Genomic DNA, 13,775 nt, shown 5'->3' on the forward strand with positions numbered 1-13,775 from the left:
CCCGAGTGCACAACGGCCAGGCCCGAAGGGGCCTGGCCGTGTTGTTGGCGCGGTCGTCGATGCCAGGGTCGATGCCCTGGTCGACGGCCCGATGGCCGATAACCCGCGGGTGGTGATCAGGTCAGATGGTTGTCCCAGCGTAGCGGCAAGGCGGCCAGTTGGTGATGGCGGCCGCCATCGTCGATACGGTGGACCTCGCCACCGCCGGTGGTGACCAGATAGCCTCCGGCGCCGTCGCAGCGAACACCTGCCGCGTCCTCGATATCGAACTGTGCCAGCAGCTCGCCGCTGTTCCTGCCCAGCACCAGCACCTTGTTGCCCCGTGGAGCGGAAATCGCCGCACTCGGGCGCACCTGGCTGGTCGCCACGCTGGCGGTGTACTGGGCCAGACTCCCTTGCAGGGGCGAAGGCAGCACCTGCTCGCTGAAGCTGCCGTCCGGCGCGCGCCTGGCGATCAGCGGGTGGTCGGTCTCCCACTCGGGGCCCTGGAACTGGTAGCCGGCGACGACGGTGCCGTCGGGGGCGATGTCCAGATGGCGACAGCTCAGCTGGTGGTGGGATGGCCGATGGCGTTCGAGGATCTCGCCGCTATGGCGATCGAGCAGCAGCAGGGCGGGGTCCATGTCCGAGAGGTTGAGCTTGGCCCGCCCGCTGTCGGGATGGGTGCGGATACCGCCCAGCGCCACCACCAGGGTCTCGCCATCGGGCATCAGGCCGACCTCGTGGGGACCGATGCCGTCGAGAAGGTGGTCGCCCACATGCCGGTAGCCTTGCTCGGCGTCGTGCACCTGAACCAGCCCCATGGCGTCGTCGATGCGATTGGCGGTGACGTAGAGCCAGCGTCCACTCGGGTCGAACACGCCGTGGCCGTAGAAGTGCCGGCCCTGTCCTGCGCTGATCTCGAGTGTCGATGCCTGGCGCCTGGCGTCGAGCACATGGAAGCGTTGGCCTGGCCGTCGAGCGAACAGTACCACCTCGTCGCGGCCCGGTCTGAGGCAGCCGCCGTGGCAGCGCTCCGGGCTCGGCAGCAGAAAGTGACCAGCGCCGTTGCGGCGCAGCCCTGCCAGGTGGTGTCCACCGTCGCTGTCGTCCACCGCGCTGAAGTACCACTGCCGGCGGCCATCATCGTCCAGTGCCCACAGACTGGCCGGCAGGCCGGTGGCGGCGAGTCCCAGCAGCGACGCCTTGAGCAGGCGCCGCCGGGACAGAGAAGGAAGTGACGCCACCGGGTCAGTCTCCGTCGCTGGAATTGAAGCCCTTGACCACCCCCAGGGCGGGGGCGATCTGATCATCGAGCAGCGCCCGCAGCTGGGCCACCTCCAGGTAGAGGGTCGCCAGTTCTTGTTGTGCTGCCGGGGAGCTGGCATCGCCATCTGAATGTTCGTCCAGCGCGTCGACGATACCGGTATCGATCGCCTCGGCCTGATCGAGCGTGTCCTCCAGCTGGCGAGCAAAGGCGTCGCCCAGCTCGGCATGGCTGGCCTGATCCAGCCAGGTCGCAAGGCCCGGCTGGAAGTACTGCTGCAGGCCCGCCAGGCTGGCGGCCGCCAGGGCCACTGACTGACCACTGCGCCAGGCTTCTGCGCGATAGGCGTTGGGCGCGGCGCCCATCAAGCCGAGCGGCTCGCCGAGGCGTTTGTCCTCCAGAATCTCGAGAGACTGCATCGCACCGTGCAGGGTCGCCTCGTTGTAGCTGACGGTGGCCAGGTAGTGCGGCGCAAAGGCCTGCCAGTCGGCAACCACGGCGTCGCTGACGGCGACCAGGTGGCTGCCGATGGCCCCAGCCAGGGCGCAGGGCAGGGGGTCGCCCAGCGAGCGGCTGGCCATGACGTCGTCGTAGAGCAGCACTTCCAGCGCCGGGAAGCCCTGCTCGGCAACACCGGCCTCGGCGATGTCGTCGGCGCTGACGGGGGTGTCCTGGCGTAGCCTGGCACCGACGCGGGTGCCCACAAGATTCTTGGCGTCGGGCCAGAACTGCAGCTGCCAGGCGCGGCTGTCCACCTCGATCGGCCCGAAGTCGACAAAGCGCACCGCTTGCCAGGCCTGGTAGGCCGCAAGCCACTCACTGCGCAGCGCCGGGCGGTCGATCCCGGCCTCGCCGCAGCTGGCCTTCAGGCGTTCGGCCAGTGCCTGAGTCCGGCTCGCCAGTTGCCGATAGCCAAGCCCGATATCGTGATGCCAGACGCTGCGCGGGGGACTTTCGTTCCCTGCATCGTGCGCGGTGTCAGCGCTGGCGTCAGAGGACCCCTGGGCCAGGGCCGTCCCGGGCCCGCCCAGCGTCAAGCCGGCGGTCGCCAGCAGCAGGGCGGCTGCCAGGGCGCTACCCGAGTGTCGTGGAGAAGTCGTCATAGGGAGTTCAGGAAGTCCAGTAGTTGTTGGCGCTCATGGGCCTCCAGCGCCTTGTACGCATCTCGTGAAGATTCGGCTTCACCGGCGTGCCACAGGATCGCCTCTTCCAGGGTGCGAGCCCGTCCGTCGTGCAGGAAGCCAGCCTGGGGGTTGACGCTCTGGGCCAGGCCGAGACCCCACAGCGGCGGGGTGCGCCACTCATTGCCGTCGGACTGGTACTCGGGGCGACCGTCGGCGAGGCCTTCGCCCATGTCGTGCAGCAGCATGTCGGTGTAGGCCCACAGGGTCTGTCCGGCCAATTCGGCGCGCTCGGTGTCTTCCGGCGTGGTCAGCGACGGGCGATGACAGCTGGCGCAACCCAGGGTGTTGAAGTGATGGGCGCCGGCCTGGACGTCTGGCGAATCCATGTCGCGTCGCTCGGGTACGGCCAGGCTCGAGGCGTAGAAGGTGATGAAGTCGGCGACCTCGTCACTGACTTCGGGATCGCCGCCATCGGGGAAGTCCTCGCAGCCCTGGCCCGGCATGCAGTCTGTGCTCGCGGCCAGGCGCGAGGTCAGGCCCATGTCGCCGGCAAAGGCGTGCAGGCTCTGCTGCTCTACCGTGGGCTCACCGGCCTTCCAGCCGAAACGCCCCAGCACGGTGGCTTGCTGGCGCACGTCCCACACCCGGTTGGGTCGGCCCGAGATGCCATCGCCGTCGGCGTCCTGCTCATCCGCCCAGGCCAGGATCTGCGCCTCGTCGACCACCTCGAGCAGGCCCAGGCCGATCATCGGCGGGGCGACCCGCGGGGACGTCAGCAGATTCTCGGGCAGCTCGCCGTAGGCGGGGTTCTCGATGGAATAGACGGGTGCCGCGAGCACCACGCTGTGCCCGTCGTCGAAGCTGATCTCGCGATCCTCGAGGGTGCGTACCATGTCGGCTTCCGGCGTGGCGCCGGGAATCGCCGCGGTCTGAAGCTGGCGCCCGTAGTGGGGCACCGGAACGGCGCCGGTGCGCCGTACGATGTCATGATCTTCGTCGCTTTCGGCGGGCAGCGACAGGCGCAGGAACAGGGACACCGGCGCCTCGCCAGGGGCCGGAGGGTGACCGCGGCCGTCCTTGATATGGCAGCCCTGGCAACTGTTGGTGTTGATCAGCGGTCCGAGGCCGTCACGGGCATCGGTGCTGGCCGGTGCCACCACCCAGGGGTTGCGGAAAAAGCTGTTGCCGACGCTGAAGTCCAGGCGCTTGGTCATGCTCATGTTGCCAAGGGGCAGCGAGTAGGCATTGTGGTCGAACTGGCTGACCGAGCCTTCGCCACCCGAGCGTGGGTCGTTCTGGATGGGCGGCTCGTCGGCTGGCTCGTCGTTTGCGCTGACCGGCGCGCCGATGACGAGGGCCGCCAGCAACGCTGACAGAGCAGGGGGGAGCGACGGAAATTGACGCATCAGGCGTTTCCTTGAAACAGGTGAGCCGCACGCGGGCCGTGCGGCTTCTTGGGGCGAATGACTCTCATTGCATCATCCGCCAAGGCGTTATCACCTGATCTGGATCAAGCGGGGTCCAGTGACGGGGTCAGAAAGTATGACCGGCGTCGTCGGGCTGCAGCGAGGTGACACCCAGTTCGCCTGCGGCCTGCTCGATGGAGCCGGTCTGGGTGACCAGCGCCAGGATGGCATCGTTGACGATGGCGGCGCCTTGATCATTGCTCGGTGCGATCATCATGTCGAAGGTCATCGGCGAGTCGCTGCGCTCGGCGGTCTCCTTGAGGGTGCCGAGCGCGTCCATGGAGGCCTCGATCTGCTGCTCCAGGGTCTGGGCCAGCTCGCTGTCGCGCTGGGCCAGCAGGGCTTCCACGCCCGGACCTTCCAGGGTGGTACCGTCGATGCGCTGGTAGCTGCCGGTGTAGACGTTCTGGATGCCCTGACCGTTGTAGTAGTGCGAGTTATGAGTGTTGTCGCTGAAGCAGTCGTGCTCGTCCTCGTAGGAGTTGGCCTCCAGCGCGACCTTCATGCGCTCACCGGCGAGCTCCCCCAGTGACAGAGAGCCCATGCCGAAGAGGATGCGGCGCAGGCCTTCTTCAGCCGGTTGCGAGGTCAGTTCGCTGCGGTAGTTGTCGCCGTCTACCGGCGCCCACTGGGCGACCATCCATTCCAGGTCGTTGATCAACAGCTGACTGGCTGCCTTCAGATAGGCCCGGCGGCGGTCGCAGTGGCCGTTGCTGCAGTCTTCGCCCTGGGCGAAGTCGCTGGCGGGGCGTTCGCCGGCGCCGGCCTCGTAGCCGTGCTGATCCTGGCCCCACAGCAGAAACTCGATGGCGTGGTAGCCGGTGGCCACGTTGGCCTCGGAGCCGCCGATCTCGTTGAGCTCGGCCAGCAGCTCCGGGCTCAGGGTACTGACGTCGATCGCTTCGCCGCCGACGTTGATGCGCTCGGAGGCAATGATGTTGGCGGTAGCGCCGGCGTTGCCCAGCTCGTGCTGGTAGCCGTCCTGAGCGACGTAGTCGATCATGCCTTCGTCCAGCGGCCAGGCGTTGAGCTGGCCTTCCCAGTCGTCGACGATGGCGTTGCCGAAGCGGAAGACTTCACTCTGCTGGTAGGGTACCCGCGCCTCTCGCCAGGCCTTCTTGGCCGCTGCCAGGGTCTCGGGGGTCGGCGCGGCCAGCAGGCTGTCGATGGCCTCGTCCAGCGCCTTGGCCGTCTTCAGCGCGTCGCTGTAGGTGGTGTGGGCGAGATCGGTGTAGTGGCTCACCACCGCCTCGGCGGTAACGTCTTCGGCGGCGACGTGGCTAGACACGACAAGGGCACTGGCGGCAATGGCAAGCGCCAGGGGACGGCGGACGAGACGGGAGATCATGGGGCGTTACCTTTTCTCAGGGCGGTTATTCTTGCGCGGCGACGACAGGTAAGGGATGGCTGCGCCGGGGAGTCCACTACGGAAAGAAATAGTAACGAGATTGACTATCATTGCAAGTCGCTGGGTGCGCTGGAACGGTCCGGAGCCTGGTGACTCAGCCCTATGCCCAAGCCCATGGACCCTGCGCTGCGGTGCAGCCGAGCAGGGGCAGCGACTCGACCGGGAGATGGCGGAAAGGAGGCACCTTCCCGCCATGGACCGGCGGACGCAGGCGGGCGTCAGCGCGGTGAGAAGCGGCGGTTGATGCCGGTCTCGGCGATCATGCGGGTGGAGATTTCCTCCACCGAGAAGCGGGTGGCATCGATAAAGGGGATATGCAGCTGGCGGAACATGGATTCGGCCTGGGCGACCTCCTGCATGCACTGGTCCATGCTGCTGTAGCGGCTGTTGGGGCGACGTTCGTGGCGGATGGCGGCAAGCCTGCGCGGGTCGATGGTCAGGCCGAACAGCTTGTGGCGCTGCTTGGCCAGTACCGGCGGCAGCTTCAGGGTGCCGCTGTCGTCCTGGTCGTCTTCGGTCAGCGGATAGTTGGCCGCGCGCACCCCGAACTGCAGCGCCAGGTACAGCGAGGTCGGCGTCTTGCCGCAGCGTGACACCCCGACCAGGATGACATCCGCCTGGTCGTACTGGTGGGTACGGGCGCCGTCGTCGTTGTCGAGGGCGAAGTGTACCGAGTGGATGCGGTCCATATAGACATCGTCGCTGGAGATGGCGTGGGTACGCCCGACGCTGTAGGAGGAGTGGGTGTCCAGCTCGCGCTCCAGCGGCTCGAGGAAGGTCGAGAAGATGTCGACCTTGAAACCCGGTGCCTGGCGAATCACCGCGCGGATCTTCTCGTCGACGATGGTGTCGATGATGATCGGCTGCACGCCGTCGCGCACGGCGGTGGCCTCGATGATGCTGACCAGCGAGCGCGCCTTCTCGATGGTGTCGATGTAGGGCTTGGTCAGCTTGCGGATGTCGACGTTCTCGAACTGGGCCAGCAGGCTGCGGCCCAGGCTCTCGGCGGTGATGCCGGTGCCGTCGGAAATGAAGAAGGCGGTTCGGGTCATGACGATTCCCTTGAAGACAGTGATGGCATTGTCCGTTTACCGCTGCGGTGAGACAAGTTGTCGCTGTTCCAAAGTAAACCTAAGGCGGCACAGGCGTCCCCGACTACAAGATAGGCTGGCTTTCGATCAGCCTCTGAAACGGGGCCTGGCGGTGGGGCCGAGCCAAGCATTCGCGCACCTTTCAGGTACTTTGACGCCAGCATCCGACGCCGTGATTTGCGCGCCCTGGCGGAGACCTCGATAGTGGCGTCAGGGCGCTGACTACAGGAATCGTCGATTTCCCCCGGGTGTTGTAAAAATCCTCCAGTGACTTCGCTCTTAGACCAATGGCGAATATGGCGAGGCGCTGATAGAGTCGCCAGCATCCAGTCATGACGGCGCGTCACGGACGAGGTCGTCGACATCCAAGGGGGTCACGTGGACAAGTACATTCTGTGGTTTGATCAGCTGGGCATGAACGACGTCGAGCGAGTCGGGGGCAAGAATGCTTCCCTGGGCGAGATGATTTCCAACCTGTCCGGCGCCGGCGTCACGGTGCCTGGCGGTTTCGCCACCACCGCCGAGGCCTATCGCGAGTTTCTCTCCCACGAGGGGCTCAACGATCGAATCAACCAGGAGCTTGCGCGTCTCGACGTCGATGACGTCAATGCCCTTGCCGAGGCCGGCAGCAAGATTCGCCAGTGGGTCATCGATACCCCGCTGCCGCCGGCCTTCGAGGCTGCCCTGCGCGAAGCCTACGAGCTGATGCTCGGCAAGCATCCCAACCTCAAGGTGGCGGTGCGCAGCTCCGCTACCGCCGAGGATCTTCCTGACGCGTCCTTCGCCGGCCAGCAGGAAACCTTCCTCAATATCGAAGGCTACGACAACATCAAGCGGGCGGTGCACGAGGTGTTCGCGTCCTTGTTCAACGACCGCGCGATTTCCTACCGGGTGCACCGTGGCTATGCCCACGAGAACGTGGCGCTGTCCGCCGGCGTGCAGAAGATGGTGCGCTCCGAGACCGGGGCCAGCGGCGTGATGTTCACCCTGGACACCGAGTCCGGCTTCCGTGATGCGGTATTCGTGACCTCGTCATGGGGTCTCGGCGAGACCGTGGTGCAGGGCGCGGTGAACCCTGACGAGTTCTACGTCCACAAGACCACCCTGGCGGCAGGCCGCCCGGCGGTGCTGCGGCGTAACCTCGGCTCCAAGCTGATCAAGATGGTCTACACCGGTGATGCCAGCGCCGGCAAGTCGGTGGAGACCGTGGATGTGCCGCTGTCCGATCGTGGCCGCTTCAGCATCAACGATGAACAGGTGATGGCGCTGGCGCGTCAGGCGATGACCATCGAAGAGCACTACGGCCGTCCCATGGACATCGAGTGGGCACTGGATGGTGACGATCAAAAGCTCTACATCGTTCAGGCACGCCCCGAGACCGTGGTGTCCCAGCAGGAGGGCGGCTCGCTGGAGCGCTTCCAGCTCAAGGAGAAGGGGCGCACCCTGGTCACCGGTCGCGCCATCGGTCAGCGCATCGGTCGCGGTGCGGTCAAGGTCATCCTCAGCCCGGACGAGATGGACAAGGTCAACGCCGGGGACGTGCTGGTCACCGACATGACCGACCCGGACTGGGAACCGATCATGAAGCGCGCTTCTGCCATCGTCACCAACCGTGGCGGGCGCACCTGTCACGCGGCGATCATCGCCCGCGAACTGGGTATCCCGGCGGTGGTGGGCTGTGGTGACGCCACCGACGTGCTGCGCGATGGCCGTGAAGTCACCGTGTCCTGCGCCGAGGGCGATGCCGGCCACGTCTACGATGGTCTGCTGGAGTTCGACCGCAACGTCACCAGCGTCGATGCCATGCCGGACATCCCGTTCAAGATCATGATGAACGTGGGCAACCCGGATCGTGCCTTCAGCTTCTCCACCCTGCCCAACGCCGGTGTCGGCCTGGCGCGTCTGGAGTTCATCATCAACCGCATGATCGGCGTTCACCCCAAGGCGCTGCTGGAATACGACACCCTGCCCAGCGAACTGCAGCAGACCATCGATCTGCGTATCGCCGGCTACGACGATCCGGTCAGCTTCTACGTCGACAAGCTGGTGGAGGGTATCTCGACCCTGGCGGCGGCGTTCTATCCGGAGCGGGTCATCGTGCGAATGTCGGACTTCAAGTCCAACGAGTACGAGAACCTGATCGGCGGCAAGCTCTACGAGCCCGGTGAAGAGAACCCGATGCTCGGTTTCCGCGGCGCCTCGCGCTACATCTCCGAGAACTTCCGGCCGTGCTTCGAGCTTGAGTGTCGCGCGATGAAGCGGGTGCGCGACGAGATGGGCCTCGACAACGTCGAGCTGATGATTCCCTTCGTGCGTACCACCGAAGAAGCCAGTGAAGTGGTCGACCTGCTGGCGGCCAATGGCCTCAAGCGCGGCGACAACGGGCTCAAGGTCATCATGATGTGCGAGCTGCCGGCCAACGCCCTGCTGGCCGATGAGTTCCTCGAGTACTTCGATGGTTTCTCCATTGGCTCCAACGATCTGACCCAGTTGACCCTCGGTCTCGACCGTGACTCCGGTATCGTCGCGCACCTGTTCGATGAGCGGAACCCGGCGGTCAAGAAGCTGCTGGCCATGGCGATCCAGGCCTGCAAGGCCAAGGGCAAGTACGTCGGGATCTGCGGCCAGGGGCCGTCTGATCATCCGGAACTGGCCAAGTGGCTGATGGAGCAGGGCATCGACTCGGTGTCGCTGAACCCGGACGCGGTGCTGGAGACCTGGTTCATGCTGGCCGGCGAGACCATCGGCTGAGTATCACCATGCTGTGAGACGGCGACACGATCGCCTGCCTGTCGACGCCGCGGACCTTCCGCGGCGTCGTTGCGTTGTGCGGGTGTGCGAAACTCGCTCAATCGCCTCGAGGGGCTCCCCAAGTGCCCGCTAACTTGGCACCATGGGAAGCTTTTCTTTTCAGGATCTTGTGATGGCGTATCTGTTGGTCATGGGCAGCGTGCTGCTGTCCATCGGGGTGTGCCTGGGCTGGGCCTGCTGGTCGCTGGGGCGCTGGACTCTCGGGCGGCTGCTGCCAGGGGGGCGTCAGTCATCGGGCACGGCAACACAAAAGGCGAAGCCAGGACCCAGGGCCCGCAGTCGCAGCGATGCCCCGACCAAGGCGTCGAGCAAGGCCGCGAACAAGGCCCAGGCCAAGTCAGAACCCAGGCAGGAACCCAGGGCGTCACGGGGCAAGGCTGCTCCGGCAAAGGCGGTCAAGAACAAGGAGCCTACGCCTCCCTGGGCATTGACTCGGGGCCTGTCACGCTTTGGCTCGGCGCTGCCGCTGGGCCTGCTGATGGCGTTGATATACGGTGTGGTACGCCTGGCCGAGAAGGGCATGGCGGCCAGGGCCGAAAGCACCCCTGAGGGCTATCACCAGTTGGTGTCGGTGCTCGGTGTGACCGCCGTGGCACTGCTGGCGCTGGCACTGGTCTCGCGGTTCTGCCGCTGGCGCCTGGATCGCTACGAGCGCCGGCAATAAATCAGCGCTGCTCGTCGGCGGTAAAGGCGGCCGGTGAAACACGCACATGACGCGAGCTTGCGTGCCGTCTCGACGCTCAGGGCCTATGCTGAATCAAGCAATAAAGACTCTCCCGTATTACTCATCACAAAAGGAGCGGTGATGACATCGCGTACTTCGCCACGGTTGGCGCGTCTGGCGTCTTCCATCGTTTGCGGCAATCTGCTGCTGGCCGGCCTGCTGACGACACCGGCACTTGCCCAGGAGGGGTTTGAATACGCCCGCCCGGACATCTCGCCGGAATCGAGTTCCGGCTATCAGGAGAAGCCCGGCTGGTCGACCTCGTCCTTTGCGGTGGCGGCCGCGAACCCTCTGGCCACCGACGCCGGCTATCAGGTGATCAAGGCCGGAGGCTCGGCCATCGATGCCGCCATCGCGGTGCAGATGGTGCTGACGCTGGTGGAACCCCAGTCCAGCGGCATCGGCGGTGGTTCCTTTCTGATGCTGTTCGACGGGGAAGAGGTCCACGCTTTCGATGGCCGTGAAAAGGCCCCGTTGGGCGCCGACGAGTCCCTGTTTCTGAATGCCGACGGCGATCCGATCGACTTCATGACCGCCGTCGAGAGCGGGCGTTCGGTGGGGGTGCCTGGTACCTTGAGGATGCTGGAGCTGGCGCACGACGAATACGGCGAGCTGCCGTGGAAGTCACTGTTTGCGCCGGCCATCACTCTGGCCACGGAGGGTTTCGAGATCAGCCCGCGTCTGCATCAGAGCCTGGTGTCGACGCCAAGCCTTGCCGAGGACGAGATCGCCGGGGCCTACTTCTTCGATGACCAGGGCGAGCCGCTTGAGGCGGGAACGACCCTGCGCAATCCCGCCCTGGCGGCGATTCTGACCAAGGTGGCCGAGGAGGGCAGCTCTGCGTTGCACACCGGCGAGTTTGCCGAGGATCTGGTGTCCCGGGTGCAGAATCACCCGGAGCTGCCCGGTACCCTGAGTCTCGAGGACATGGCGGGTTACGCAGCACTCGAGCGTGAGCCGCTGTGCACTCCCTGGCGTGACTGGGAGGTCTGCGGTTTCCCGCCACCCTCATCGGGACACCTGACCGTGATGCAGATACTCGGCATGATGGAGGCCTTGCCGGAGATCGAGACCGCCATCCACGAGGGCGTGCCCACGGCGGACTGGCTGCATCCGTTTCTCGAGGCCTCGCGGCTGGCCTTTGCCGATCGCGGCCGCTACATCGGTGACAGCGATTTTGTCGAACCCCCCGGCGGTGACTGGAACACGCTGCTGGCACCGGACTATCTGGCCAAGCGCGCCGAGCTGATCAAGCAGCAGAGCATGGGCAGCGGCGAGGCGCGCCCCGGCAACCCCGGTTCGCTGGAGACCGCCTACGCCTCCCAGCCCCAGCAGCCCGAGCACGGCACCAGCCATATCAGCATCGTCGACCCTCGGGGTCAGGCGGTCGCCATGACCTCGAGCATCGAGCAGGCGTTTGGTTCGCGCATCATGGCCAACGGTGGCGGCGAGCTTGATGGCGGCTATCTGCTCAACAATGAGTTGACCGACTTTTCCTTTACTCCGACAGATGAGCAGGGCACACCGATCGCCAACCGGGTGCAGCCCGGCAAGCGGCCGCGTTCGAGCATGAGTCCGACGCTGGTGTTCGAGCGTGAGAGCGGCGAGCTGGTAGCGAGTCTCGGATCTCCCGGAGGCGCCGCGATCATCCACTACACCGCCCAGACGCTGGATGCCATGCTTACGCGTGATGTGGACGCTCAGCAGGCACTCGATCTGCCCCATGCGATCACCACCGGTGGCACCGTCTATCTGGAGCAGGGCCGCTTCCCCGAGGCCACGCTGAGCGATCTGCGGGGGCTTGGCCACGAGGTCGAGACCCGCGAGTTGACCAGCGGGCTGCAGGCGCTGAAGGTCACCGAGGATGGCTTCTATGGGGGTGCCGACCCCCGCCGTGAAGGCGTGGTCATGGGCGACTGAGGCGTGCCATTTCCTCCACGGACTGATGTTGCCCCCGCTTCCGGCTACCGCCGGGGCGGGGGGTCTTCGTTCAGTCGTCGGCTAGCCAGTGGCGCAGCTTGGTCAGCAGTAGCTCGGCGTCGCTCATCCTGCGTCGTTCGCGCAGCAGTGCGCTGAGTCTTTCGGGGCGGTCGGTGATGATGCCGTCCACGCCCATGTCGATAAGTCTGGCCATGCGGCCAGGATCGTTGACCGTCCAGGCGTAGAGCGGCGTCTGGTTGAGGTGGGCGCGTCGCAGTTGATCATCGTCGATCTGGCTGTTGCGCAGGCCGAGCCCGTCGAAGCGACGCTGCGGCAGGCTGCCGGGCAGGGCCCACTCTGCCAGCAGCAGTGTCCTGGCGCGAGGCTCCTGGGCGTCGATCAGGTGGATCTGACGGTACGACAAGGACGCAAGCCAAGTGGTCTCGAATAGCCTGGGATCGCCACAGATCATGCGCGCCAGGCGGTCTTCTGCCTGGTCTCGGCAGTGCAGGCGCCAGCGGCGTTCGGCGTCGAGCTCTGCCACGACCGCCTCGATCAGCGCCTGTTCCTGGCCACGGCTCGGCTTGAGCTCGATGATCAAGTCGGCGCGGCCACGCACCGCAGCCAGGGCCTGGTCGAGCCTGGCCAGGCGTTCGCCGGCGAAGGCATGACTGAAGCCTGATCCGACATCCAGCGTTGCCAACTCCTGCCAGTTCAGGTCGGTGACCCGCCGCGGATCTCCCGCAAGACGCTGCAGCGTGGCATCGTGGCTCAGCACCACGCTGCCGTCGGCACTCAGACGCACATCGATTTCGATCTGATCGGCGCCGTCTTCCAGGGCCTGGCGGATGGCCGACAGGCTGTTTTCCGGCGCTACCTCCGAACTACCCCGGTGGGCGATCACCTCGACCTCGTCATTGAGCTCCTGTCGCTCCACCATCAGCCACGCCTGGGAGACGGCGAATACCAGGATGCCGACCTCCACCGCCCAGGCCAGCCGCCCCGGGTGGGCGTCTGCCGGTGGGGGATCGGGGCGCGGCAGGCGATGGGCGCGGCGCAGGTACAGGCAGGTCGCCAGCAGGGCGTTGAGCACGATCACCGCGAAGGCGACACTGAGCGTCAGCAGGGTTGCGGCGGTGACCACCAGCAGCATGGTCGTGATCACCACCGCGCCGATCTCGGGCAGTGTCGACAAGAGGGGGGCGACCCAGGCGCTGAAGGCGATCGACACCGCCGACGGCAGCACCAGCAGTACCGCCAGCATCGAAAAGATGACCCGCGCAAGTCCCCCCTGGCGGTGCCGGGTCAACTGGTAGCTGCGGCGCATCGCTGCGACAGGCGAGAGACCCTCCAGTACCACGCAGGGCAGCGCCAGCCACCATCGGATGTAGAGTCGCGCCGCCAGCGCGGCCCAGAGTCCGACCAGTGGAAGCAGGGTCGAGGTGTAGAGCCAGAAGGCCGGTGGGCGCACCCGCCGCACATAGTAGGGATCCAGGTGACCGAGCAGGGAATCGTGGACCAGGCTGGCACAGGCGGCGACGAGGGTCAGGGCCAGCAGGTGAATCGACACCTGCAGGCTGGCGAGGCCCAACAGCCTGGGAAGACGATGCAGGCTCTGCCACAGGGCGATCAATGCCTGGCGCGCGTGGGAGCCCTGGCGCTCCACCGCTACCAGCATCATCCCGGCCTGCTGCAGGTAGAGCAGTGTCAGCAGGATGACGGCAAAGGCGAGGATCCAGCTGAAGCCGAGCGGCGACAGCAGCAGCTCGACCGCATCCACCGTGGTGACCAGGGGGCGGCCAACCCGGGAAAGCCAGCCGGCCAGCAGCCAGCCCATGGCCGGCAGCAATGCAGCCGAGGCGAACAGCGTGAACAGTAGATGGTAGGCCAGCAGCGGACGCAGGTGATCATGCAGGCTGGTGTAGACATCCCTGGCAAGCGTCATGAGTCTAAAGTGTGCCGTTGGACGTGGGTAGCAGGAGCAG

At 65.9% G+C, this 13,775-nt stretch carries 9 protein-coding genes; 3 read left to right on the forward strand and 6 right to left on the reverse strand.

Features of this window, described 5'->3' with window-relative positions; genetic code table 11:
* Positions 1 to 116 precede the first annotated feature (116 nt).
* The 5 genes from C9F12_RS02235 to C9F12_RS02255 form a co-directional block, all read right to left on the reverse strand.
* Complete coding sequence (locus C9F12_RS02235) at positions 117 to 1,226, reverse strand: DUF1513 domain-containing protein (RefSeq protein ID WP_240184140.1); 1,110 nt, start codon at positions 1,224 to 1,226, stop codon at positions 117 to 119.
* 4 nt (positions 1,227 to 1,230) lie between these two features.
* Positions 1,231 to 2,349, reverse strand: coding sequence for an imelysin family protein (locus tag C9F12_RS02240; RefSeq protein WP_108447820.1), 1,119 nt, complete (start codon positions 2,347 to 2,349; stop codon positions 1,231 to 1,233).
* Complete coding sequence (locus C9F12_RS02245; RefSeq protein ID WP_108447821.1) at positions 2,346 to 3,776, reverse strand: di-heme oxidoredictase family protein; 1,431 nt, start codon at positions 3,774 to 3,776, stop codon at positions 2,346 to 2,348. Before C9F12_RS02245 ends, C9F12_RS02240 begins: the two co-directional genes overlap by 4 nt.
* 127 nt (positions 3,777 to 3,903) lie before the next feature.
* Positions 3,904 to 5,184, reverse strand: a complete 1,281-nt coding sequence (locus tag C9F12_RS02250; protein ID WP_108447822.1) for an imelysin family protein — start codon at positions 5,182 to 5,184, stop codon at positions 3,904 to 3,906.
* A 278-nt stretch (positions 5,185 to 5,462) separates the two neighbouring features.
* Complete coding sequence (locus tag C9F12_RS02255) at positions 5,463 to 6,296, reverse strand: pyruvate, water dikinase regulatory protein (protein ID WP_045994921.1); 834 nt, start codon at positions 6,294 to 6,296, stop codon at positions 5,463 to 5,465.
* Between the two features lie 417 nt (positions 6,297 to 6,713).
* Here C9F12_RS02255 and ppsA point away from each other — a divergent pair, with 417 nt between their 5' ends.
* The 3 genes from ppsA to ggt all read left to right on the forward strand — a co-directional run bounded on the left by ppsA (position 6,714) and on the right by ggt (position 11,790).
* Positions 6,714 to 9,086, forward strand: a complete 2,373-nt coding sequence (gene ppsA, locus C9F12_RS02260) for a phosphoenolpyruvate synthase (RefSeq protein ID WP_045994922.1) — start codon at positions 6,714 to 6,716, stop codon at positions 9,084 to 9,086.
* A gap of 172 nt (positions 9,087 to 9,258) precedes the next feature.
* Complete coding sequence (locus C9F12_RS02265; protein ID WP_108447823.1) at positions 9,259 to 9,810, forward strand: hypothetical protein; 552 nt, start codon at positions 9,259 to 9,261, stop codon at positions 9,808 to 9,810.
* 141 nt (positions 9,811 to 9,951) lie between these two features.
* Positions 9,952 to 11,790 carry a gamma-glutamyltransferase gene (ggt, locus tag C9F12_RS02270; protein WP_108447824.1) on the forward strand — a complete coding sequence of 613 codons (1,839 nt, stop codon included), beginning with the start codon at positions 9,952 to 9,954 and terminating at the stop codon, positions 11,788 to 11,790.
* 70 nt (positions 11,791 to 11,860) lie between these two features.
* On the opposite strand, the gene C9F12_RS02275 is transcribed toward ggt, so the two are convergent.
* A complete protein-coding gene (locus C9F12_RS02275) occupies positions 11,861 to 13,735 on the reverse strand; it encodes a glycerophosphodiester phosphodiesterase family protein (RefSeq protein ID WP_108447825.1) in 1,875 nt (624 codons plus the stop codon).
* Positions 13,736 to 13,775 lie beyond the last annotated feature (40 nt).

Origin of the sequence: Halomonas sp. BN3-1 (assembly GCF_003056325.1) — a bacterium.
GTDB lineage: Bacteria > Pseudomonadota > Gammaproteobacteria > Pseudomonadales > Halomonadaceae > Halomonas > Halomonas litopenaei.